This is a genomic window from Bradyrhizobium sp. NBAIM01 (assembly GCF_020194115.1).
In the GTDB taxonomy this organism is placed as follows: domain Bacteria; phylum Pseudomonadota; class Alphaproteobacteria; order Rhizobiales; family Xanthobacteraceae; genus Bradyrhizobium; species Bradyrhizobium yuanmingense.
Window position 1 is genome coordinate 426,683 of record NZ_JADYVU010000003.1, and the last position, 22,290, is coordinate 448,972.

Genomic DNA, 22,290 nt, shown 5'->3' on the forward strand with positions numbered 1-22,290 from the left:
TCGTCGTTCGCGCCTTTAGTTCGCGAGCACGATGTGGGAGCTCTTGAAGGGGCTTAGAAGGGCAGCAGCACGTCCATGACCTGCTGGCCGTAGCGCGGCTGCTGCACGTCGGTGATCTGGCCGCGGCCGCCATAGGCGATGCGGGCCTGGGCGATCTTGGTGGAGTCGATGGTGTTGTCGCTCTGGATGTCCTCGGGGCGGACGATGCCGGCGACGATCAGCTCGCGAATTTCGAAGTTGACGCGGATCTCCTGCTTGCCTTCGACCACCAAATTGCCGTTCGGCAGCACCTGGGTCACCACCGCGGCGACGTTGGTCTGCAGAGCTTCCTTGCGGTCGACGCTGCCCTTGCCCTCGCTCGAGGAGGTCGAGTCGGCGGTCAGGATGCGGCCGGGGAGGATCTTGTTGGCCTGGGTGATCGTCTGGGAGCCGATGAAGTCCGTGATCCCGGAATCTTCCTTGTTGCTGCGGCTGCGCGAGGTGTCGTTCTCGATGTTGGCCTTGTCGGTGATGTTCACGGCTACCGTCAGGAGATCGCCGACCTGGCGGGCGCGCTGGTCCTTGAAGAAGGCGCGGCTGCCGTTGCGCCACAGCGAGTTCGGATTGTAGGAGGCGACCTCAGGCTTGGGCATCGGCATCTGCACCGGCTTGTAGCCGGGCTGCGTCGTCGGGTTGTCGATCGCCGACAGCTTCGGCTGCTCGCCGATCTGCGACAGGCGGTCGATCGAGGAGCAGCCGCTCGCCAAGGCGCAAATTGCAAGCAGCAGGGCAGAGATCGCGATGCGACGAAGGCGGGAGGCCGAACTGAACGTGGACATGAATCTACTCTGACTTGGCTGGAGCTTGCGAGAGGCGGACTTGCGGAATCTGGGCTTGGGCGATCTCGGCTGCGGACGCGGGTGCCTGGACCAGGCTCTGCGCCAGGGCAGCGGCCGCCGGCACGGGGTCGCGCTTGACCGACGAGGTCTGCTCGACCGCCGGTGCCATCGGTGCGGACTGGCTGGCGCCCTGCACCGTGACCTGGCCGCGGCCGGTCACGATGCCGGTCAGCGTGCGCTTGGAGTGCAGATTGAGCACGCTAACGGTGTCGCCCTCGGCACCGCTCTCGATCGCCTTGCCGCGCGTGGTGAGATAGAGACCGGGCACCTGGTAGATGATGGTGACGGCCTGGTCGCGCACCACGAAGTCGGGCTTGACGAGGTCGGCGGCGCGGATCGGCGTGCCCGCGCGCATTGCTCGGCGCAGCTGCATGCCGATGCTGCGGTCGCGCGAGGCAGGCTCGCCGGTGACCTCGGCCTTCGGCCGGCGCTCCAACGACAGGTCGGAAGATTTCAGAAGCTCGGCGCGGTCGATGTCGCGGGTCAGCACGGCGACCTCCACCGTCTCGATCGCGGTGCCGGTGAAGCGCAGCTTGGTCGGCGCGGCATTGCCGTCGTTGGCAATCTCGAAGGCGATGTCGAAACGGCCGCTGCGGGCATCATAGCGGGTTGCGACCGGCTGCAGCGCGCCGCTGTTGGAGGCGTCCAGCCGCATCTCGGCGACGCTGCGGTCGAACGTGATGGTGATGTTGGCGGCGTCTCCGAGGCCGAAGCGGCGCTCGAGCGCCGCGGCGACGGCGTTCTCGATATCCTTGCTCGCGAGCGTGCGGGCGAGGCGGGTGACCTGGACCTCCTTGATGTCCCCGGTCATGACGCCGATCACCTGTTTGGCCCGCAGCACCGACAGCACCTGGCCGACCGTCAGCGTGCCGGTGGTGCCGAGATCGGGCGAGCGGTAGACCGGGATCAGCGCGGCCGATCCGGCGTTGTCGATGAGATCGCCGATCCGCACCACGTCCGAGGTCACGGTGACGCTCGCGCGCAGCGTCGGCGCGGCGATGAAATCGTTGGCGGCCGCTGCCGGCAAGGCCAGCGCGAGAAGGATGGAGATGGCGGCGAGGGTGGCGCGGATCATCGTCATCACCTCAGCGGAACAGCGCCGTGGTCGATTGCATCATCTGGTCGGCGGCGCTGATCACCTTGGCGTTCATCTCGTAGGCGCGCTGGGCGGCGATCAGGTCGCTCATCTCCGAGACGACGTCGACATTGGCCTGCTCCAGGCTGCCTTGCGTGAGCTTGCCGTAGCCTTCGGTGTTCGCGGTGCCGTCCTGCGGCGCGCCGGACGAGGGCGTCTCGGTGAACTGGTTGTTGCCGACCGGCTGCAGGCCCGCCTTGTTGATGAAGCGCGTGACGCCGATCTGGCCGACGATCGAGGAGGTGGTTGAGCCCGGCAACGTCACCGAGACCTGGCCCTGCTCGCTCACGGAGATGCCCGAGGCGTTGTTGGGAATGGTGATGGTGGGCTGCACCGGATTGCCCTGCGCGGTGACGACGCGGCCCTGATTGTCCATCTGGAAGGTGCCGTCGCGGGTGTACTGGAAGGTGCCGTCGGGCATCAGGATCTTGAAGAAGCCCTCGCCCGAGATGGCGAGGTCGAGGTCGTTGCCGGTCTGCGACAGCGTGCCTTGCGTCATGCTGCGTGGCGTGCCGACGGTCTTGACGCCGCCGCCGATGTCGACGCCGACCGGCAGGATGGTGCCCTGGTCCGACGACTGGGCGCCGACGCGGCGGACGTGCTCGTAGATCAGGTCTTGGAACGCCGCCGTCTGCTTCTTGAAGCCGGTGGTGCGGAGGTTGGCGATGTTGTTGGAGATCACCTGAACGTTGAGTTCCTGTGCCGCCATTCCGGTCGCTGCGGTGTGAAGCGCCTGCATCTCAGTTCTCCTTCAATCAGGCCGGAACGTCGGCGAGCTTCTCGATCGCCGATTTGTGGAGGTCGCTCTGCTGCTGCAGCAGGTTGGCGACCGCGGCGTAGCTGCGCATCACCTCGACCATGCGGGTCATCTCGCCGACCGCATTCACGTTCGACTTCTCGACATAGCCCTGCTGCAGGGTGGACTTGGTGTCGGGCTGCTGGTTCGCCGAGCCGGCGGCATAGAGATTGGCGCCGAGCTTGGTCAGCTTGGCCGGATCGTCGAACGAGACCATGCGGATCTTGCCGCGGATCGAGTCGGTCCGCGCCGTGCCCTCGAGCACCGTGACGGTGCCGTCGGGCGCGACGTTGATGTCGTGGTCGGTCGGCTGAAAGGTGATCGGGCCGGCATTGCCAAGCACGAGATTGCCGTCGGCGGTGACGAGCTGGCCGGTGCTGTTGAGCGAGAACTTGCCGTCGCGGGTATAAAACTCGCCGCCGTTGGCCTGCACTGCGAAATAGGCGCCGCCGTTGATCGCCATGTCGAGCGGATTGTTGGTCGGCTCCAGCGGCCCCTGGCTGATGTTGCGGAAGGTGCCGCGGTCGTGGACATAGGAGACCCGGCGGTCGCGGCCGATGAAATTGTCCTCACGCGCGTTCGAGTTCAGATATTCCTCGAACAGCGAATGGTCGGACTTGAAGCCGTTGGTGTTGGCATTGGCGACGTTGTTGGCGATGACATCCATCTGCCGTTCCAACGTCATCTGCCGTGACAAGCCGATCAGACGCGCGTTCTGCATCGGAAATCTCCCCTGAGCGGATCTGCCATTTCGCTCTCCCAAGCGCCTTGGCGGACCCCGTGACCGAGACCGTCGGGCTCTCCCAAGCCGTGCGGTCTCGGGCCTGTCTCAGCGAAAGCCGTGCCAATCAGGAAAATCACGTAACTTCAATGTGTTGGCGACTTTCGAGGGGCGCGAGCAGGCGGCAGAAAGGTTCTGTTAGCCATGTTTGCCCGGCAGATTTTTCCTAGCGGCGGCCCAATCGAAAGATTCCGTTAACCATTATTACCGTAGCGTTTGCGCATCAGAGGAGCGCATTGCGCTGGGGCATTCGTATCGCGTCATTGTCTGCCAGGAGGCTTCGCTCTTTCGACCCCTTTGAGAGATGAACGGGCGCGGCAACCATGGCAGAGAACGAGGAAGGCGGCGCAGCCGCTGATGGCGCGGAAGCCGCTCCGCCGAAGAACAAGCTCAAGCTCATCATCATGGTCGTCGGCGCGCTCGCCGTGCTCGGCGGCGGTGCTGCGACCTGGTTCTTCTTCTTCCGTCATAGCGGCGATGAGCATCATGCCGAGGCCGCGCCGCCGCCGAAGCCGCCGGCCTTCGTCGACGTTCCCGACCTGATGGTCAACCTCGCCGGTTCGCCCGGCGAGCGCGTGCAATATCTGCGGTTGAAGATCGTGCTGGAGCTGAAGGAAGAGAAGCAGATCGAGGCGATCAAGCCGACGATGCCGCGCGTCACCGACATCTTCCAGACCTATGTGCGCGAGCTGCGCCCGTCCGACCTCAACGGTTCGGCCGGCATCTTCCGCCTCAAGGAGGAGCTGACCAAGCGCGTCAACGCGGCGGTCGCCCCGATCCAGGTCAGCGCCGTGCTGTTCAAGGAAGTCGTGGTCCAGTGAGCATGACGGACTAGGGATCATGGCGGGCAACGACCAAGTCGACCAGGATGCAATTGCCGCCCAGTGGGAGGCCTCGCTCGATAGCGAGGATCCCGCCGAGGCGGCAAAGGCTGCCGCCGAGAACGAGCTATCGGAGACGATGGCCCTGCAATGGGCCGCCATGGTCGAGGACGGCAGCCGCGATCTCGGCACCGGCAAGAATTCCGGCGAGCGGGTGTTGTCCCAGGAGGAGATCGACAATCTCCTCGGCTTCACCGTCGGTGACGTCACGCTCGACGACCATTCCGGCATTCGCGCGATCATCGATTCGGCGATGGTCTCCTACGAGCGCCTGCCGATGCTCGAAATCGTCTTCGACCGCCTGGTGCGGTTGATGACGACCTCCTTGCGCAATTTCACCTCCGACAACGTCGAAGTCTCGCTCGACCGCATCACCTCGGTGCGCTTCGGCGATTACATGAACTCGATCCCGCTGCCCGCCGTCCTCACCGTCTTCAAGGCCGAGGAGTGGGAGAACTTCGGCATGGCGACGGTCGATTCCAACCTGATCTATTCGATGATCGACGTGCTGCTCGGCGGCCGCCGCGGCACCAGCCAGCTGCGCATCGAGGGCCGGCCCTACACCACGATCGAGACCGAGCTGGTCAAGCGGCTGGTCGAGGTGGTGCTGGCCGACGCCGAGCAGGCGTTCCGGCCGCTGTCGCCGGTGACCTTCTCGATCGACCGGCTCGAGACCAATCCGCGTTTCGCCGCGATCAGCCGTCCCGCCAACGCCGCGATCCTGGTGCGCCTGCGCATCGACATGGAAGACCGCGGCGGCAACATCGAGCTGCTGCTGCCTTATGCGACCATCGAGCCGATCCGGGGCGTCCTGCTCCAGATGTTCATGGGCGAAAAGTTCGGCCGCGACCCGGTCTGGGAGGGCCACTTCGCCACCGAGATCGTGCAGGCCGAGATCGCCGTCGACGCCGTGCTCTACGAGGCCGACATTCCGCTCAAGCAGCTGATGCGGCTCAAGGTCGGCGACACGCTGCCGCTCGACATGCGCGCCGACGCCAACGTCACCGTGCGTTGCGGCGACGTCACGCTGACCGAGGGGCGGATGGGCCGGGTCGGCGACCGCGTCGCGATCCGTGTGACGAAACCCTTGCGCAAGCCAAGTACGACACTTGCGATGTTCGAGAAGGTGGACGAGCAGAACAAGATGATGGAGGCCCCATGAACCACTCCCTGGGAATGGCGATCGAGACGCTGGTGGCTATCCTGCTGATGCTGACGATCGTCTACTGCGTCACGCTCAACAAGCGCTTGAGGCGGCTGAAGGCGGACGAGCATTCGCTGAAGGCCGTCATCGCCGAGCTGATCACCGCGACCGAGATTGCCGAGCGCGCGATCGGCGGGCTGAAGCTCGCCGTGCGCGACGTCAACGAGAACCTCGGCAGCCAGCTCGCCGCCGCGACGCAGATGTCGGATCAGCTCTACAAGCAGCTCGGCGAGGCCGACAACGTGGTGCGGCGCCTGTCCAAGATCGCGATCGCCGCGCGTCCCGTCACCAATCCGGAGACGGTCGCCGCGCCCGCGCCCAAGCCGTCGTCCGCGAAGGCGGTGGCGGCGGCCGCCGAAGCCTTCTCCGAGCGCCGACGATCCAACGGCCTTGCCGCATGAAGCCTGGGTATGAAGTCCTTTCGTAACATCCGCGTCATTCCGGTCGTCCTGGTCGCCGTTGCCGGCCTCGCCACGCTGAAGGTGGCGGGCCTTGCGATCAACGGCGGCTATGTCTTCGACTACAAGCCGAACCAGGGCAAGAAATCCTGGGCGGAAGAGAACCTGAATTTCCCGACCGGCCGCGAGGATCCCGACATCACCGGCTCGACCCCTGCGCCGAAGGAAGCACCTAAGCCGGCAGCGCCCGAGACCAAGATGGAGGGTGGCACCGTCGTCAAGATCGACGAGGGGCAGCCGCAGGTCTCGGCCGCGGAGCGCGCGATCCTGGAACGGTTGCAGGCGCGGCGTCAGGAGATCGAGGCGCGCCAGCGCGAGATCGACATCCGCGAAAGCCTGCTCAAGTCGGCCGAGAAGCGCATCGAGACCAAGGTCGAGGAGATGAAGGCGGTGGAAACCCGCATCTCCGCGACCCAGGCCGAGCAGAAGGCCGCCGAAGCCCAGCGCATGAAGGGCCTCGTGACCATGTACGAGGGCATGAAGCCCAAGGATGCCGCGCGGGTGTTCGACCGGCTCGAAATGGGCGTGCTGATCGAGATCGCCTCGGCGATCGCGCCGCGCAAGATGTCGGACATCCTGGGCCTGATGTCATCGGAAGCCGCCGAGCGGCTGACCGTCGAGATGGCCCGCCGCGCCAATGGCGGCGGCGATCAGTCCGCCTCGGCCGGCGAATTGCCCAAGATCGACGGCAAGCCGACGCAAAAGCCGAATTGAGGCTCGAGGAGAAGCGCGCTTTCAATCCGCGCGCTGTCGACTGAAGCCCAGAGAAATGCCTCGTGCGCCTAATTCGCGAAGGCCTGTTGCACCCTGCGAACAGGCGGGCGCAACTGCTGCTCCATCTGGGCGAGGATATTGACCTGCTGCTTGATCAGCGCCGCCTTTGAGACGCGGGTCACGAGCTGCAGGGTGCTGTGGCAACAGGCACATTCATATGTCTTCAGGGCATATCCTCTTGCAATCGGGACGATCGCGACGACCGCTCTTGCTCTGCTACACACAATGCAACCGGCTTCTCCGCTCATTGATTACCCCCAGAGCTAACCAATGCGATTTGCATCGCCGAGATTCACATCTGATTCAGAGTCGCGCGCGAACCGCAACGAGCCGAAGGTTGTGAGTGCGCGCGCTCAGCAACCCGTCAAGGTGGAAATCAGAACCCGTGGCGGATGCAGCCGGGGCAGGCGGCATCCTCCGGGACTGCGATGACTTGACGCGCGCAGGTGTGAAGTGGCGTACAGTGGTGCTCAAGGCGCCGTCCTACGCTTCGGTCATTCGCAGTCGGCAGCGCAGGAGGAGGCCATGAACTACTCGTCCGCAGCAGAACGCGTCATCGAGGCCGTCAACCGGATGCTCATAGCGGCGATGACATCCGCATGGACATCCGCGCTAAGCCATCAGCATGCCGCGCCGCCGGATGGCGAGGCCGGCAACGATGATCAATCTTCTCTTGGCGAAGAGAGCTCCTCGGCGCCCGATGGCGCCGGGACGCAACACTGAAGAGCCCATTGGCTCGGGGCGTCACAAGATCAGATCGTGCAAGCCGTGGCCGTGAGCCGGACTTGGGCCATGAGGCGGATCAACATCGGGCGGAGATGGTTCAGGCGTGAACGCCAGTTCGAGCCCGTGGAATCCTCCAGCGTGGCCGGGATGACCGGCGAGGTCTAGATGATCCGGCACCACGCTGTGCTGTGAGCCCTGCGAAGCGTTATCCTTGAACTTGAACGACTCGCCGAGCTGTTGCGTCTCGCTTGCAAGCGAATGGTTGGCGCCTCCGCTCGACGACTTCAGAAGGCTCGGATTGAGCGTCGCCTCTGCCATTCCATCGTTGGCACGACCGTGGGCATGCGCCGCCTCGTCGGCGTTTCCTTGAGGCGAGGCGCCGTGATTCCCGGCATTGTTCCCCGGTGCAAGCCCGCGCCCGGCGTGCTGTTCGGCGGCATTCTGGTCAAAATTCAGCGCGGCGATGGCAATGTCAGGCATGTGGCCGCTTCCAGCAATCGCGCCACTTTTGGCCAGCAATGCTGTGTCGGGACCGGCCAGGTGGTCGAAGACAAAACTGGCCTCCGTCGGTGCGGCGACGTATTGCGACATCGTAGACGGTCCGCTGCCCGAAGGAGCTACCGCAACAATAGCGAGTGTTTCGGTCGAGGGCGTTTGCATCGGGTCCGAACTGGAGATGCTCGAATATTCAGTTTGTTCGATCTGGTCCGAAGGCGTATCCAGGTTGTGGAGCGGCTCGCTTGACTGGATGTCCGGACTCTCTGCGAGGAGCGTGCCGTCGCCGCTTCCGGAGTCGGACGAGATTTCGGAAGTGATCGTCATTAGCCCGGCCGCATCACTCTGCAGGGTTGCGGTGAGGTCGGTCAGCTCGCTGGCGACCGCCACTACAGGCGCCGCTGGCGCCAGGATGAAGTCCGAGGCATCGACGGTTGCAATCCCCTGCAAATGGATTTCGAGCAGACTGGAATCGCCGATGTGCAGGGTCTGGTCCGTTGAGTTGACGTACACGATGGTTTCGTTCGACGCGCTGTCATAGATCCAGGCGATCGTATGTGGCGGCACCGTCGTGTTGGTTGAGCTCAACGCCAGGATGGCAAACCCGAGCGCGCCAAAGGCGGTCAGGTCGATCCTGTCCGCTCCCGATGCGAAGTCGGTGATGGTGTCGAACTGACCGGCACGGGAATCGGCAACGAACAAATATGCGAAACGATCGTTGCCATTGCTGCCGGTGAGTTGGTCCGCACCAAATCCGCCGGTTATGGTATCGGCGCCGTTGTTGCCGTTTACCGTATCGTTTCCCGAGCCGCCGTAGATGGCATCATTGCCATCGTTGCCCTTGATCGTGTCATTGCCTGAGCCGCCATAGAGAACGTCCGTCTTGCCGGTCCCATTGACCGTATCACTGCCGGCTCCCGCATAGATGACCTGACCTGTGTCGCCGCCGCCGGCGATGGTTTCGCTCCCCGGCGTTCCGTACACGTTCGGAGGATCGGAGATCACGACGGATCCGGTGGCCAGGTTGTCAAAATCGTTGGGGTCGGCATCGCTGGCGCCATGAATGGCGACGGTCACCGTCTGCGTGGTACCGTCGATCGCGGTCACCGTGAATGTGTCGGTCAGGGTGTCGCCGGAATCGAGAGCCTCAACCACGCTGTTGTTGTTGTCGAGGGTGTACGTCCATGCGCCGGCTGCGGTCATCGTGAAGGTGCCGTATCCGTCGTCGCTCGCGGTCGGTGAAGAGATCGCGGTGAACGTATTCGGCGCGTTGTCGACGTCGGTATCGGTCAGCGTGCCAGTCGCGATGGGAGCGCCGGGCGAGAAGGTTCCTGCCTCGGTCACTGAGCCGGTCGTGGTGCCGGAAATGAGGGCCGCGTCGTTGCTGCCGTGAATGGTGATCGTCACCACTTGTAGCGTGCCGTCGAGGGTCGTGACAGTAAAACTGTCGGTGAGTGTGTCCCCGACATTCAGCGCCTGCACCGCGCCGCTCGCATTGTCGAGCATGTAGGTCCACGCGCCGGCGGCGGTTAGCGTAAAGGTGCCATAACCATTCGTGCTTGCCTTGGGCGAACTCACCGCAGTGAAGGTATTGGACGCATTGTCGACGTCGGCGGCAAACAGCGTGCCGGTTGCGCTCGGGCTGCCCGGTGTCGCATTGGCAACGCCGCCGGCCTCGGTCACCGCACCGGTCGTGGTGCCGGAAACGATGGCGGCATCGTTGGTGCCATGGATGGTGACCGTCACCACTTGGGCGGTTCCATCCAGAGTGGTCACCGTGAACGTGTCGGTCAGCGTTTCGCCGGTATTGAGCGCCTGCACCGCAGCGTTGGCGTTGTCGAGCGTGTAGGTCCACACGCCGGCAGCCGTCATGGTGAAGGTGCCGTAGCCGGCGGCGCTCTGCGTCGGCGAGCCGACGGCCGTGAATGCATTTGCGATCGTGTCCACGTCGGTATCGGTGAGGGTGCCGGTCGCGATGGGCGTGCCGGGGTTAGCACTGGCGACGCCGCCAGCCTCGATGACGGCGCCGGTCGTGTCGCCGGAGATGACCGCTGCATCACTGGCTCCCTGGATGGTGATCGTCACCACCTGGGGCGTGCCTCCGATCGTGGTCACCGTGAAGCTGTCGGTTAGCGTTTGGCCGGCATTGAGCCTCTGCACTGCGAGGTTCGAATTGTCCACGGTGTAGGTCCACACGCCGGCAGCCGTCATCGTGAAGGTGCCATAGCCGCCGGTGCTCGTCGTTGGCGAACTCACGGCCGTGAACGTATTTGGTGGGTCGTCGACGTCGGTATCGGAAAGCGTGCCGGTCGCAATCGGCGTGCCGGGCGTTCCATTGGCAATGCCGCCAGCCTCGACGATCGAGCCGGTCGTGGTGCCGGAGATGATTGCAGCGTCGTCGACACCGTTGATGGTGACTGTGAACGTCTGACTCGCAGAACTGAGGCCGTCGGAAACCGTGATGACGAAACTGTCGGTCGTGGGCGCCTTCAGCGCGTTGATCGCGATGCTGTCAGGCACGAACGTGTAGGCGCCGCTCGTACTGTTGACGTAGAGCGTTCCGTACGGACCGGGCTTTGACAGGTCGTATGTCACTCCGCCGAGGACCGTCTCGCCGGCGGTTGCCCCTATGACGCCAAAGGTCAGCTTGGCGCTGCCGCTGGTGCTGCTGGCAGCGAAGATTCCGCTCGTCGCAGTGAATGTATCAAACACCACCGTATCGAGCTCGGTCGGCCCCGCTCCGGTGCTGAGTGTCGGCGGTATGGGGTCGAAAACGGGAATGGCGAATGGCGACACAGGCGCCAGCAAATTCTGCAGCGAGGGCGGGTCGGGCTGAATGAAATTGATCGGCTGCAGCGATTGGGTTTTGACGAAGGGAGGCGTGCTCGAGCCATGCGGCCCCTGTCCGTCCAGATTGGCGAGCACGTCCTGCTGTGCGGCGCGCAACTCGTCCATGCGAGCGGCCGAGTTCGCGACCTGATTGACACTGATGGTGGATCCCACTTTCTTGACGATGATCGTTTCGCCGGGATCATCGACGATGATGTGCCGTGGGATCGGCTCCTTGGTCACGAGCTCAAATGCGCCGTGCGCAAGGTCCTTGTAAGTGATGGAGTCGTCATCCAGGAATGTGACGTCCGGGTCCGCGGCCTCGGCATTCTCCGCAACCGAGAAAGTCAATGCTGCAAGCGTCAGCATTCCGAAACCGCCCGCGTGACTTCGGGCGCGAATGCCTGCAATTGGCGTATTCAGCTGGAGAGACCCGGTTTCTGCCAGCCGACCTGGTACGAAACTGAAGCTGCCTCGGGTCACGTCGAACAGGGCTGTAGGTGGCGTGCCTTCGACGTCGAAGACGAATTCGCTCAGCGCGAGGCGAGTGTCGCAGGAGATGTTGAAGAAAGTACCGTCGACAATGCGAATCGTGATCTGTCCGTCGGCGTCAGTCTCTATCACGTCAGCCCGGTAGACAGGCGCGCCGGCTACGGCCTGTGTGGCGACGCCACTGGCTCGCGTGAGCGTACCGCAGCCGATCGCTGTATGAATATGGCCAATGATTTGGACGGGCAGGGCCGCGGCGGCCCTATTGCCAACCTGGACATCGGATGCAACCAACATGGCTCGACCTCGCCTGGGTGATTAATTCAGGCTCGGCGTGCTGCCATGGTCTTTCGGGGCGGCCCTCGCCAAGGGACAAATATCCTGGGCGCTGGCAGCCGAAGGCTTGCCGCCGAAAATCATCAAGTCTGGGCCAGAGAGACGCATGGCGCGGGGACGGCGGCGCGTAATGCCATTCCCGGCGCGTATCCCTCCCGCTAAAGTGATTAAATTGACAAACGAGAGCTTATTTAATTTGTGGCGCTTCCGTAGCGTTATGGTAAATTAGGACGATTAAAATTATTAAACAAGAAATTTATTTATTGCGACCGCGCTTCGCGGTTCAAGAGCGGTTCAAGAAATGAGCCGCCGCTAGTCGATAGGATCTTCTCGGAAAGGGCGGATCATGTGCAGACCTACGACAGCCGCTTTGGCGACCGGCTTGGTCTTGGCGCTAGCCAATTTCTCGCCGAGTGCGGCTCAAGCGCAAGTCGATTCCACCGGGCCCGCCGTCGCCAGCTCGTCTTCCAAACCGATCGGGAAGGTGGCGACGGCCACAGGCTCCGTCACGATCGAACATGCGGGCGCAGTGATCGTTCAAGCGAATGTCTCAAGTGAGTCCGGCCAGGCCAAGAGGGGTGATCCCGTATATCTTGGTGACGTGGTGCTGACCGGAGACGACGGCCGGGTCGGAATAAATCTTAGCGACGGCAGCTCGTTCAATTTATCGAGCAACGCCCGTATGGTGCTGGATCACTATGTGTATGAGCCGGCCGGCAAGTCCAACGCGACCCTGTTCAGTCTTGCCAAGGGAACGTTCACTTTTGTTGCGGGCAATGTTGCGAAGACCGGCGATATGAAGGTCGATACGCCCGTTGCCACGTTGGGGATCCGAGGTACGACGCCGCACATCGAGATTTCTGATGACGGGTCAGCCAAATTTTCGACGCTGATCGAAGAGGGCAAAAGCAAGGTCCTGAAGAAGCCGCCGGCCGGCGCGGCGCCGGAGCCCGATCGAAGCGCCAATCGCAGGCTCATTATCTGTCGGGGATGCTGAGAAGTTTGCTCGGCCGAAGCCGCCGTGATGCCGGCGCAGCGTCCGGCCCGGCAGAGAGACGCAACATGAGTGCTTCGTTTCGCTCGCGGAGTTCGGCGCTTGGTGTGAAAATCGCACGGGCCAGTGTCATCAGGGCAGGGATGCTCATTCTGATCGTTGGACTCTCCGGTTCGTCAGGCTTGGCGCAGACGTCGAAGAAGAGCAGCTCACTCAAGAATATCGAGCTATGTAACGGGTCAGATCGGGTCTCGCCCGAAGCTCGCATCGAGGCCTGCACGGCCTTTATCGATGCGGGCGAGGGGAGCACAAATGGCTTTGCCGTCGCCCACAACAACAGGGGCAATGCCCATAGCGCCAAAGCCGACTACGAAGGCGCGATCAAGGATTTCGTCGCAGCGACCCGGCATAACCCGAATTATGCGAAGGCCTTCAACAACCTCGGAGTGGCCTATCTGAGGACGGGCTCGCACGACCTTGCCCTTGGCGCTTTTCAGGAGGCGCTGAAGCTCAACCCCAACTATGCCACTGCCTTTGCCAACCGTGCGGCAGCGTTCTTGAAGAGGAATGCGTACGACCGTGCAGCGCAGGACTATGACGAAGCAATTCGCCTTGACCCGAAGCTGGAGGCGGCCTGGAGCGGACGCTGTTGGGCCCGGGCCATCCTCGGCGCCTTGCAGGCTGCGATGGAGGATTGCGAGATGGTGCTTCGATCGGGAGCGGGTAACGCCGCGATATACGATTCGCGAGCCCTGATAAATCTGAAAATGGGACAACTCTCCGCGGCTATCGACGACTACAACGCGGCGCTGCGGTACGCCCCCAAGCTGGCGAGCGCGCTGTACGGTCGCGGGGTCGCCAGATTCAAGCTCGGCGACACAGACGGCGGCAATAGCGATATCTCGGCGGCCAGAAGGATCGAGGCCGGAATCGCCGAAGATTTTGTCCGCTATGGGGTGCCGCAAAGGGACTGACAGGCCGCGACATCGTGCAGCCGTTAACAACTGCTTAACCGCCTGCGTCTCAAATTCAAACTCGCGGAACGGCCCCCGCTCCATCCGGCACGGCATGCTGTTCCCGCAAATCAAGACATAGCATTAACAAGTCCTTAATTGGCGAGACCTACAGTCGACGGCACGGGCCGGCGCCAGTGCCGGCATGCCCGCCGAACCGGAAGAAATGCCGCCAATGGCGCGAGAGGCTGCCGCTGGATTTGTGTCGCGAGCCCGCGCATCGGCGCGGGGCTTGTCGCGTCACGCCCGCGCCGCGGCCTTGCTGGCGGCCTGTCTCCTGCTTGGCCTTGCGGCGCCCGGCCGGGCGGCCGATCCGATCAGGGGCGAGGCGACGTTTTCAGCCGGTGGCGGCTTTGCCCGTCTGGTCATCAAGCTCGGCGAGGACGTTCCCTCCGAGGTGACGACCGCGGGCTCGATCCTCGTCATCCGCTTCGACCGGCCCGTCGATGTGCCCGTCGAGCGCATTCCGGAAGGCGCGCCCGATTACGTCAATTCCGCCCGCCGCGACCCTGACGGCGGCGCCATCCGCCTGTCGCTGGCGCGGCGCGTCACCGTCAACACCATGAACGCCGGCGAGCGCACCTTCATCGACCTGCTGCCCGAGGGCTGGAAGGGGCCGCCGCCGAGCCTGCCCATGGACGTGGTCAAGGAGCTTGCCGAGCGGGCACGCGCGGCCGAGCGTGCGCTGCGCGCCCAGCGTGCCGCCGCGGAGTCCAGGAAGCGTCCGCCGATCCGCGTGCGCGCCTCGGTGCAGCCGACCTTCGTGCGCTTCGTGTTCGAGATGCCCGACGGGGTCGGCGTCTCCTCCGTGCTCAACGAGCAGAAGCTGACGCTCGTCTTCAACGCCAATCTCAATTTCGACCTGGCGGACGCGGTTCTCGCCGCGCCGCCGAACGTCGCCTCGATCAAGCAGAAGTCCGATATCGACCAGACCAATGTCGAGATCGCGCTGATCGGCGATGCCGACGTGCATTCGTTCCGCGACGAGAAGAACTACGTCGTCGACGTCTCCTTCCAGCCCGACAAGGGGAAGTTGGCGGCAACGCCCGAGGCGACGATCGCGCAGATGAAGCCGGTCGGTCGCGGGCCGGCGGCTGCCGCTGCCGCTGCACCTGCACCGGAAAAGCCCGCCGCCGAGAAGAAGGACGCCCATCGCGAGATCCCACCGCCGACCTCCGAGACGATCGCGCGCGAGGCCAGGATCGACATCAAGCCCGAGGTGAAGGTGGAAGCGCCCGCCGCGCTGCCGCCCGCCGAAGCGCCGAAACCGGCAGCCTCTCCCGCGGCCGAAGCGGCCCAACCGCCCAAGGAAGCTGCGAAGCCGGCGGCTGCGCCTGCGCACGTCGAAGCGCCCAGGGAGGTCGCGAAGGAACCGGTCAAGGATGCCGCCAAGGATGCTGGCAAGGATGCTGCCAAGGCTGTGCCGGCGGAGGTGCCGGTCGCGCCCGCGATTGCCAGCGTCGATGCGCGCCGCGACAGCGACGGCTTGCGCGTGACGTTCCCGTTTCAGGTCGCAACGCCGGCGGCGGCGTTCCGCCGCGGCGACACCGTGTGGCTGGTGTTCGATACGCCGAAGCTCGTCGATGTCGAGGCGATCCGCACCAAGGGCGGCGCGATGATCGGCGAGGTCGGCCGCGTCCCGCTCGACAAGGCGCAGGCGGTGCGCATCCGTCTCACCCGTCCGCTGGTCTATTCGCTGACGAGCGAGGAGGTCGGCAAGGAGACCAACTGGATGTTGACGCTCGCCGACAAGATCCAGGCGACGCCGCTGCCGCTGATGATGTCGCGCAACATCACCGATCCCGCGCTCGCCAATATCGCGATCCCCTTCGCCAATCCAGGCCAACTGCACAAGCTCACCGATCCCGATGCCGGCGACACGCTCTATGTCGTCACCGCGCTGCGGCCGGTGCGCGGCTTCATCAAGCGGCAGGACCTCGTCGATCTCTCGCTGCTGGAATCCGCGCACGGCATCGCGATCCGGCCGAACTCCGACGAGATCGGCGTCGAGGTCGGCTCCGACAAGGTCATTCTCGGCAAGAAGGGCGGCTTGACCCTGTCGCCGGTCGACATCTCGGCCGAGCGGGCGCCGACCGCCGTGCGCCCGATCTTCAGTCCCGAAGGCTGGCGCAAGGGCCAGTCGGAAAACTTCATGGCGCGCCAGGGCGAACTGATGACGGCGATCTCGGCGGTCGAGCCGGCGCTGCGTTCGCTGCCGCGGCTCGATCTTGCGCAATTCTACATGTCGCGCGCCATGTATCACGAGGCCAAGGCCGTGACCGACGTGATGCTGAGCGATCCGCTCAACAAGGAGGAGAGCGGCGCGCTGATCATGCATGCGATCGCCAACATCCTGATCGGCCGGCCGGCGCAGGGCCTGAAGGATCTCGCCAATCCTGCGATCGGCAATAGCCACGATTCCCAGCTTTGGAAGGCGCTCGCCTATGCGCGCCAGGGCAAATGGGCCGATGCGCGCGAAAAGTTCAAGAACGTCGAATTCGCCATCGCCTCGCTGCCGCTCGACATCCAGCGCATCGTGACGATGGACGCGATGCGCGCATCCCTCGAGGTGAAGGACTATGCCGGCGCCTCCAAGCGCCGCAACGAGCTCGAGGTGGTCGGTGTCCCGCCCGAGGCCGCGCCAGGCTTCGCCGTGCTGCGCGGCCGGCTCGCCGAGGCGCTCGGCCACGACAAGGATGCGCTCGACGATTACAAGCTCGCGGTCGCCTCGAATGACCGTCCGGCTGCGGCCGAGGCCAAGCAGCTCGAGATCGCGCTGCGTCAGAAGCGCGACGAGATCGGCAAGGAAGAGGCGCTGCGCGAGCTCGAGACGCTGTCGATGACCTGGCGCGGCGATGCGATCGAGGTCAAGACGCTGCAGATGCTGTCGCGCCTCTATGCCGAGAACGGGCGCTACCGCGATGCGCTCACCGCCGCGCGTACCGCGACGCGGCTGCAGCCGAACGCCGAAGCCTCGCGTCAGGCGCAGGATCTCGCCTCCGAGCTGTTCACGCAGATCTTCCTCGGGCCGAAGGGCGACGAGCTGCCGCCGGTCGAGGCGCTCGGGATGTTCTACGAGTTCCGCGAGCTGACGCCGATCGGCCGCCGCGGCGACGAGCTGATCCGCCGTCTCGCCGACCGTCTCGCCTCGATCGATCTGCTCGATCAGGCCGCCGAGCTCCTGCAATACCAGATCGATCATCGCCTCGAAGGCGCCGCGCGCGCCCAGGTCGCCGCGCGCCTCGCCATGATCTATCTCGCCAACCGCAAGCCCGACTTGGCCATCACCGCGCTACGCGCGAGCCGCATCAGCGATCTCTCCGGGGAGCTCCGGCAGCAGCGCCTGCTGCTGGAGGCGCGTGCGCAGAGCGACGTCGGCCGTCACGATCTTGCGCTCGACATTGTCTCCAACGTCGCCGGGCGGGAAGTGCTGCGCCTGCGTTCCGACATCTTCTGGGCGGCGCGGCGCTGGCGCGAATCCGCCGAGCAGATCGAGCTCTATTACGGAGACCGCTTCCGCGACTTCAAGCCGCTCAATACGGTCGAGAAGAGCGACATCATCCGCGCCGCCGTCGGCTACGCCCTCGCCGACGACTCGATCGGCCTGTCGCGCTTCCGCGAGAAATACGCCCCGCTGATGAGCGAGAGCGCCGACCGTCTCGCCTTCGACATTGCGAGCAAGCCGGCCGCAGCCTCCAGCGCCGAATTCGCTGAGATCGCCAAGCTCGCTGCCAGCGTCGACACGCTCGACGGCTTCCTGCGCGAGATGAAGCAGCGCTTCCCCGACGCCACCGCCCGCGCGCCCGGCGCGCCGCAGGCCAAAGATACGAGCGACCACACCGGCTCGCTGCCCACGATCCCGGTCGTGCGGCAGATCAAGATGACGCGGTAGGACTGTCTCCGCGCGAAGCGCGGCCCGCGACCGCGCCACAAACTCGTCATTGCGAGCGCAGCGAAGCAATCCAGACTCTTTCCGCGGCGGCAGTCTGGATTGCTTCGTCGCAAGGGCTCCTCGCAATGACGAGGAGGGAGCGGGGGCTGTCGCTGAGAGCGGAAAGGACGCAGCAGCGAACGAAGCCTTACCCCCCGTAACTCTGCACCAGGCTCCCCGCCACCAGCGACCAGCCGTCGACCAGCACGAAGAAGATCAGCTTGAACGGCAGCGAGATCGTCGCCGGCGGCAGCATCATCATGCCCATCGACATCAGCACGGAGGCGACGACGAGGTCGATGATCAGGAACGGCAGGAATAACAGGAAGCCGATCTCGAAGGCGCGCTTCAGCTCGGAGATCATGAAGGCGGGGACGAGAATGCGTAAGGCGAGATCGTCGGGCGTGGCCGGCGGCGGCTCGCCGGAGAGGTCCAGGAACAGCTTCAGGTCCTTTTCGCGCACGTTCTTCTGCATGAAGCCGCGCAGCGGCACGGAGGCGCGCTGGAACGCGTCCTCGACGCCGATCTGGTTGGCGACGAGCGGGCGGATGCCCTCGTCGTAGGATTTCTGCAGCACTGGGCCCATCACGAAGAAGGTGAGAAACATCGCGAGCGCGATGATCACCGAGTTCGGCGGGGCGGTCGCAGTGCCCATCGCGGTGCGCAGCAGCGACAGCACCACCACGATGCGGGTGAACGACGTCATCATGATCAGGATCGACGGGGCGATCGAGAGCACCGTGAGCAGCGCGATCAGCTGGATCGCGCGCTCGGTGACGCCGCCGCCACCGGCGCCGCCGCCGAGATTGATGCTGATGTCCTGGGCATGCGACGGCATTGCGAGCGAAGCCGCGCCGACCAGGACAGAAAGGAAAAGAACTCTACGCGGGAGGGCGGGCAACCTCACGAAGATGGCTTCGGACGGCCGAGCAGGGAGGCCATCTCGTCTTCGAGATTTTCAAAGCTGGTCTTTTCCGCAGCCGGCTTCGCCGGCGCAGCGGGCGGTGCCGGCGGCTCGCTGCGGGCGGCGCGCGCCGGAGCGGGCGGCGGCTCCGGCGCAACCGGAGGCGCGACCGTTTCCCCGGCCGGGCGGCGCAGGGCAGCCTCGAGGCGCTGCGCCATTTCGGCGAGATTCTGCTCGGCGCTCGAGGGCGCGGCAGCCGCTGCCGGCGGCGGAACGGGGGCAGCCTGCGGCACGGGTGGAGGAGGCGGTGGCGCCGCGGCGCGCTCGGCCCGCACCGGCGGCATCTTCATCGGCTCACTGCCGCGCGGCGGACGCGGCATCAGCGGCGGCTCGCCGCGGGCGATGCGCGGCGGCAGCGGCTCGGGCCGCGGTTCGCGCTCGGGACGTGGCGCGATCGGCTCCGGCGTAAAGCCGCCCAGAGCCGGCTCGCTGCGGCGTTCGGCCAGTGCAGGCGCAGGCCGACGCACTTCGTCGGCGAAGGATGGCCGCGCGGGCCGCGGCGGCGGCTCGGGCATTTGCGGCTCGGGATGATCGAGCAGCTCGGGCCGCGGCGCGTCGTCGGCCCAGCCGCCGGCATCGGGCAGGGGGGCAAGGCGCGGCGGTTCGGCGGCACTCGGACGTTGCGGAATCTGGTCGCGGCTGGGCGCGGCGCGAACGATGTTGGGCTCGACGACGATGTCGGTCGGGCCGCCGATCATCAGCAGATGCTCGACATTGTCGCGCCGGACCAGCACCAGGCGGCGCCGGCCGTCGACCGCGGCGGCGTCGATCACGGCGAGGCGGGGCATCCGGCCGCGCTGGGTGTTGGCGCCGATGCGGCTTCCGGCGAATCGGCGAACCAGCCATGCAGCGACGCCGATCAACGCCAGAACGACGATGAACGCGACGATGAAGGTGATAGGGCTGCCTTGCATACTTGTCCCCGACAAATGGCGCTTTTCTCGTGCCCATGGTCAGTCGAGCCGACCACCGGCGGACGATGCCCCAAACTGCGATTTCTTAACGTTCCACGGCAAGTTTTGCCGTCCCCAACTCTTAATAACCCATGAATCGCCCGATCCAAAACGACTTCTTGCCCTGTGCACGTCTCGCCAAACGGTTGGGTTAATGCCACTTTTCGCGCCGTCGAATCTCGGGGGCGCAAGAATCAGATTTCGGCTGGGGACATGCATCACGACCGGTCCTTAACCAGCTGTTAACCATACAGGCGGCAAATTCTGCCTAGCGGCGGTCCCTAGGGTCCGTCGGGGCGGAGGGAGCCGCGACGATGTCCATCAACGATATTCCGGAACTGTCGGTGCTTCGCACCAAGATGCAGTGGCATCAGGAGCGCCAGCGCGTCCTGTCCGAGAACGTCTCCAATTCCGACACGCCGAAATTCCGGCCGCGCGACCTGGTCGAGCCGAAGTTCGACAAGGCCGGCGCCGTCACGGGGTCCATGGGGCCCTTGGTCCTGACCCGGACCAGCGCCTCGCATTTGGCGCCGTCGGGGGCCCCTTCCGCCTTCGACCAGAACAAGAACGCGGGTTTCGAGACCCGCCCCGCCGGCAATGCCGTCAATCTCGAGGAGGAGATGATGAAGGCCGCCAGCAACCAGATGGACTACGCCGCGGTGACCTCGCTCTATTCGAAGAGCCTGCGCCTGCTCAAGACCGCGATCGGCAAAGGTTAGGCCCTAAAGGAGGCGGATCATGGCAAATGACAGCAGCGACTTCGCCCGCTCCATGGCAATCGCGACCTCGGGCCTGCGCGCGCAGGCCGGCCGCATGCGGGTGATCTCGGAGAACATCGCGAATGCGGACTCGACGGCGCAGACCGCCGGCGGCGATCCCTACCGGCGCAAGGTGCCGACCTTCTCATCCGCGCTCGACCGCACGCTCGACGCGCAGGTCGTCACCCTCGGCAGGATCAAGCCCGACCAGTCCGCCTTCCGCGTCCGATACGAGCCGAACAATCCGGCTGCGGATGCCAGCGGCAACGTCAAATATCCCAACGTGAACTCGGTGGTCGAGATGACCGACATGCGCGACGCGCAGCGGTCCTACGAGGCCAACCTCAACATCATCAGTGCGACGCGCCGGATGATCCAGCGCACGCTCGACATCCTCAAGAGCTGAACAGGACATTTGAGCCATGGCATCACCGACAATTGCCGCCAATGCTTACGCCAGCCTCGCCCGCGTGCTGGAGAACACCGGCGCTGGCAAGGGCAGCGAACCGAACGGGCAATCCTTCGCCGCGCTGCTGAAGGACGCCGTCGGAAGCGTCGTGGAATCCGGCCGCAAGTCCGACGCGCAGACGGTCGCAATGGCCGCCGGCAAGGCCAACGTGATGGACGTGGTTACGGCGGTCGCAGACACCGATGTCGCGGTGTCCACGCTGGTCTCGGTCCGCGACCGCGTCATCGCGGCCTATGAAGACATCATGAAGATGCCGATCTGATTTGAAGCGAATGGCGAGTGGCGAATGGCGAGCTCTGGCCACCATACGCTACTCGCGATTCGCTACTCGCTTCTCGCGCCTTCCTCTAACCCCATCGGAACCTCCAAATGACCGGACCCGAGACCCTCGACGTCGCGCGCGATGCGATCTGGACCATCGTGATCGTGTCGTCGCCGCTGATGGTGGTCGGCCTCGTGGTCGGCGTCATCGTGTCGCTGTTCCAGGCGCTGACGCAGATCCAGGAGCAGACGCTGATCTACGTGCCGAAGATCCTCGCGATCTTTGCCACGATGCTGTTGGCGCTGCCGTTCATGGCCAATTCGATGCACGCCCACATGCTGCGGATATCGTCGCGAATCATAGGCGGCTGAGGCACTATGCGTGAATTATGCGCATCGACGTCTCGTTGCTGCCGGCGCTCGCCGCTTCCTTCATGCTCGCCTTCGCCCGGGTCGGCGCGATGGTGATGCTGCTGCCCGGCCTCGGCGAGACCAACATCCCGACGCGGATCAAGCTGTCGATCGCGCTGTTGCTCACGCTGATCATCCTGCCGCTGCATCGCAACGCCTATCAGGTCGACATGGGCTCGCTGGCGCCGCTGCTGGTGCTGATGCTGCATGAGATCGCGATCGGCATCGTGCTCGGCGCGACCGCGCGCGTGACGTTGTCGGCGCTCCAGGTTGCGGGATCCGTGATCGCGCAGCAGATGGGGCTCGGCTTCGTCACCTCGGTCGATCCGACGCAGGGCCAGCAGGGCGTGCTGGTCGGCAACTTCCTGACCATGCTGGGCGTGACGCTGCTGTTTGCCACCGACAGCCATCATCTGGTGATCGCGGCGCTGAACGACAGCTACACGATCTTCTCGCCGGGCGAGACCGTGTCGAGCGGCGACGTCGCCTCGCTTGCGACGCGTGCCTTCGCCGCCGCGTTCCGTCTCGGCTTGCAGCTCTCCGGGCCGTTCCTGGTGTTCGGCCTCGTCTTCAATATCGGACTGGGCGTGCTGGCGCGGCTGATGCCGCAGATGCAGGTCTATTTCGTCGGCGTGCCGCTGTCGATCTTCGCGGGCTTCCTGGTGCTTGCCGTGGTGCTCACCGCGATGATGGGCACCTTTCTCGACTACTTCATCGGTGTCATGCACCAGATGATGCCGCTCAAGTGAGGGGG

The 22,290-nt window shown here is 64.7% G+C and carries 20 protein-coding genes; 13 read left to right on the plus strand and 7 right to left on the minus strand.

Translation table 11 applies throughout. The annotated features are described in order from the left end of the window. Positions 1-53 precede the first annotated feature (53 nt). From flgH to flgF, 4 genes are read right to left on the minus strand one after another with little or no spacing between them, the layout of a single operon-like run. Complete coding sequence (gene flgH / locus I6F31_RS12765) at positions 54-818, minus strand: flagellar basal body L-ring protein FlgH (protein ID WP_036027919.1); 765 nt, start codon at positions 816-818, stop codon at positions 54-56. Positions 819-822: 4 nt separating this feature from the next. Next, positions 823-1,953, minus strand: a complete 1,131-nt coding sequence (gene flgA / locus I6F31_RS12770) for a flagellar basal body P-ring formation chaperone FlgA (protein ID WP_225185487.1) — start codon at positions 1,951-1,953, stop codon at positions 823-825. A 10-nt stretch (positions 1,954-1,963) separates the two neighbouring features. Then, positions 1,964-2,752, minus strand: a complete 789-nt coding sequence (flgG, locus tag I6F31_RS12775) for a flagellar basal-body rod protein FlgG (protein WP_036013098.1) — start codon at positions 2,750-2,752, stop codon at positions 1,964-1,966. Between the two features lie 16 nt (positions 2,753-2,768). Then, positions 2,769-3,530: a flagellar basal-body rod protein FlgF gene (gene flgF, locus I6F31_RS12780; protein ID WP_036027918.1), complete on the minus strand. Its 762-nt coding sequence runs from the start codon at positions 3,528-3,530 to the stop codon at positions 2,769-2,771. Between the two features lie 383 nt (positions 3,531-3,913). Here flgF and fliL point away from each other — a divergent pair, with 383 nt between their 5' ends. The 5 genes from fliL to I6F31_RS12805 all read left to right on the plus strand — a co-directional run bounded on the left by fliL (position 3,914) and on the right by I6F31_RS12805 (position 7,630). After that, positions 3,914-4,411 (plus strand): flagellar basal body-associated protein FliL, encoded by a 498-nt coding sequence (gene fliL, locus I6F31_RS12785; protein WP_036027917.1) that lies wholly within the window; start codon positions 3,914-3,916, stop codon positions 4,409-4,411. Between the two features lie 19 nt (positions 4,412-4,430). Continuing rightward, positions 4,431-5,633 (plus strand): flagellar motor switch protein FliM, encoded by a 1,203-nt coding sequence (gene fliM / locus I6F31_RS12790; RefSeq protein ID WP_036027916.1) that lies wholly within the window; start codon positions 4,431-4,433, stop codon positions 5,631-5,633. Further along, positions 5,630-6,076 carry a DUF6468 domain-containing protein gene (locus I6F31_RS12795; protein ID WP_074448249.1) on the plus strand — a complete coding sequence of 149 codons (447 nt, stop codon included), beginning with the start codon at positions 5,630-5,632 and terminating at the stop codon, positions 6,074-6,076. The genes fliM and I6F31_RS12795 overlap by 4 nt, the downstream gene beginning before the upstream one ends. A 9-nt stretch (positions 6,077-6,085) precedes the next feature. After that, a complete protein-coding gene (locus I6F31_RS12800; protein ID WP_036013086.1) occupies positions 6,086-6,847 on the plus strand; it encodes a flagellar protein FlbB in 762 nt (253 codons plus the stop codon). Between the two features lie 585 nt (positions 6,848-7,432). Beyond that, positions 7,433-7,630: a hypothetical protein gene (locus I6F31_RS12805; RefSeq protein ID WP_074448248.1), complete on the plus strand. Its 198-nt coding sequence runs from the start codon at positions 7,433-7,435 to the stop codon at positions 7,628-7,630. Between the two features lie 21 nt (positions 7,631-7,651). Here I6F31_RS12805 and I6F31_RS12810 read toward each other — a convergent pair whose 3' ends face one another. Continuing rightward, positions 7,652-11,743, minus strand: coding sequence for a VCBS domain-containing protein (locus I6F31_RS12810; RefSeq protein WP_225185488.1), 4,092 nt, complete (start codon positions 11,741-11,743; stop codon positions 7,652-7,654). 409 nt (positions 11,744-12,152) lie between these two features. Between I6F31_RS12810 and I6F31_RS12815 the strand changes: the two genes are divergently transcribed. The 3 genes from I6F31_RS12815 to I6F31_RS12825 all read left to right on the plus strand — a co-directional run bounded on the left by I6F31_RS12815 (position 12,153) and on the right by I6F31_RS12825 (position 17,681). Further along, positions 12,153-12,779 (plus strand): FecR family protein, encoded by a 627-nt coding sequence (locus I6F31_RS12815; RefSeq protein ID WP_346656482.1) that lies wholly within the window; start codon positions 12,153-12,155, stop codon positions 12,777-12,779. A gap of 65 nt (positions 12,780-12,844) precedes the next feature. Then, positions 12,845-13,750 (plus strand): tetratricopeptide repeat protein, encoded by a 906-nt coding sequence (locus tag I6F31_RS12820; RefSeq protein WP_225147595.1) that lies wholly within the window; start codon positions 12,845-12,847, stop codon positions 13,748-13,750. Between the two features lie 214 nt (positions 13,751-13,964). Further along, positions 13,965-17,681, plus strand: a complete 3,717-nt coding sequence (locus I6F31_RS12825) for a tetratricopeptide repeat protein (protein ID WP_225185490.1) — start codon at positions 13,965-13,967, stop codon at positions 17,679-17,681. Between the two features lie 187 nt (positions 17,682-17,868). Here I6F31_RS12825 and fliP read toward each other — a convergent pair whose 3' ends face one another. Both fliP and I6F31_RS12835 read right to left on the minus strand, forming a co-directional pair. After that, positions 17,869-18,627: a flagellar type III secretion system pore protein FliP gene (gene fliP, locus I6F31_RS12830; protein WP_036013079.1), complete on the minus strand. Its 759-nt coding sequence runs from the start codon at positions 18,625-18,627 to the stop codon at positions 17,869-17,871. Beyond that, a complete protein-coding gene (locus I6F31_RS12835; RefSeq protein ID WP_225124698.1) occupies positions 18,624-19,598 on the minus strand; it encodes a flagellar biosynthetic protein FliO in 975 nt (324 codons plus the stop codon). The genes fliP and I6F31_RS12835 overlap by 4 nt, the downstream gene beginning before the upstream one ends. A gap of 353 nt (positions 19,599-19,951) precedes the next feature. On the opposite strand from I6F31_RS12835, the gene flgB reads away from it, so the two are divergent. The 5 genes from flgB (at position 19,952) to fliR (ending at position 22,285) form a co-directional block, all read left to right on the plus strand. Then, on the plus strand, positions 19,952-20,356 hold the full coding sequence (flgB, locus tag I6F31_RS12840) for a flagellar basal body rod protein FlgB (RefSeq protein ID WP_036013075.1): 405 nt from the start codon (positions 19,952-19,954) through the stop codon (positions 20,354-20,356). A 19-nt stretch (positions 20,357-20,375) separates the two neighbouring features. Beyond that, the gene (gene flgC, locus I6F31_RS12845) at positions 20,376-20,801 is read left to right on the plus strand and encodes a flagellar basal body rod protein FlgC (RefSeq protein WP_036013073.1); all 426 of its coding nucleotides are present in this window, start codon (positions 20,376-20,378) and stop codon (positions 20,799-20,801) included. Between the two features lie 16 nt (positions 20,802-20,817). After that, positions 20,818-21,126 (plus strand): flagellar hook-basal body complex protein FliE, encoded by a 309-nt coding sequence (gene fliE / locus I6F31_RS12850; protein WP_036013071.1) that lies wholly within the window; start codon positions 20,818-20,820, stop codon positions 21,124-21,126. Between the two features lie 107 nt (positions 21,127-21,233). After that, entirely contained in the window at positions 21,234-21,497 is a 264-nt protein-coding gene (fliQ, locus tag I6F31_RS12855; protein ID WP_225185491.1) for a flagellar biosynthesis protein FliQ, read from the plus strand. 17 nt (positions 21,498-21,514) lie between these two features. After that, positions 21,515-22,285, plus strand: coding sequence for a flagellar biosynthetic protein FliR (gene fliR / locus I6F31_RS12860; RefSeq protein ID WP_027575944.1), 771 nt, complete (start codon positions 21,515-21,517; stop codon positions 22,283-22,285). Positions 22,286-22,290 lie beyond the last annotated feature (5 nt).

Bases quoted from the DNA above. Each gene is read 5' to 3' on its own strand.
- flgG (WP_036013098.1), bottom strand. From the start codon at position 2,752: ATGCAGGCGCTTCACACCGCAGCGACCGGAATGGCGGCACAGGAACTC.
- fliE (WP_036013071.1), top strand. From the start codon at position 20,818: ATGGCATCACCGACAATTGCCGCCAATGCTTACGCCAGCCTCGCCCGC.
- flgA (WP_225185487.1), bottom strand. From the start codon at position 1,953: ATGATCCGCGCCACCCTCGCCGCCATCTCCATCCTTCTCGCGCTGGCC.
- fliM (WP_036027916.1), top strand. From the start codon at position 4,431: ATGGCGGGCAACGACCAAGTCGACCAGGATGCAATTGCCGCCCAGTGG.
- flgC (WP_036013073.1), top strand. From the start codon at position 20,376: ATGGCAAATGACAGCAGCGACTTCGCCCGCTCCATGGCAATCGCGACC.
- I6F31_RS12795 (WP_074448249.1), top strand. From the start codon at position 5,630: ATGAACCACTCCCTGGGAATGGCGATCGAGACGCTGGTGGCTATCCTG.
- fliL (WP_036027917.1), top strand. From the start codon at position 3,914: ATGGCAGAGAACGAGGAAGGCGGCGCAGCCGCTGATGGCGCGGAAGCC.
- I6F31_RS12800 (WP_036013086.1), top strand. From the start codon at position 6,086: ATGAAGTCCTTTCGTAACATCCGCGTCATTCCGGTCGTCCTGGTCGCC.
- I6F31_RS12835 (WP_225124698.1), bottom strand. From the start codon at position 19,598: ATGCAAGGCAGCCCTATCACCTTCATCGTCGCGTTCATCGTCGTTCTG.
- I6F31_RS12825 (WP_225185490.1), top strand. From the start codon at position 13,965: ATGGCGCGAGAGGCTGCCGCTGGATTTGTGTCGCGAGCCCGCGCATCG.
- flgB (WP_036013075.1), top strand. From the start codon at position 19,952: ATGTCCATCAACGATATTCCGGAACTGTCGGTGCTTCGCACCAAGATG.
- I6F31_RS12810 (WP_225185488.1), bottom strand. From the start codon at position 11,743: ATGTTGGTTGCATCCGATGTCCAGGTTGGCAATAGGGCCGCCGCGGCC.
- fliR (WP_027575944.1), top strand. From the start codon at position 21,515: ATGCGCATCGACGTCTCGTTGCTGCCGGCGCTCGCCGCTTCCTTCATG.
- flgF (WP_036027918.1), bottom strand. From the start codon at position 3,530: ATGCAGAACGCGCGTCTGATCGGCTTGTCACGGCAGATGACGTTGGAA.
- I6F31_RS12820 (WP_225147595.1), top strand. From the start codon at position 12,845: ATGAGTGCTTCGTTTCGCTCGCGGAGTTCGGCGCTTGGTGTGAAAATC.
- fliQ (WP_225185491.1), top strand. From the start codon at position 21,234: ATGACCGGACCCGAGACCCTCGACGTCGCGCGCGATGCGATCTGGACC.
- flgH (WP_036027919.1), bottom strand. From the start codon at position 818: ATGTCCACGTTCAGTTCGGCCTCCCGCCTTCGTCGCATCGCGATCTCT.
- I6F31_RS12805 (WP_074448248.1), top strand. From the start codon at position 7,433: ATGAACTACTCGTCCGCAGCAGAACGCGTCATCGAGGCCGTCAACCGG.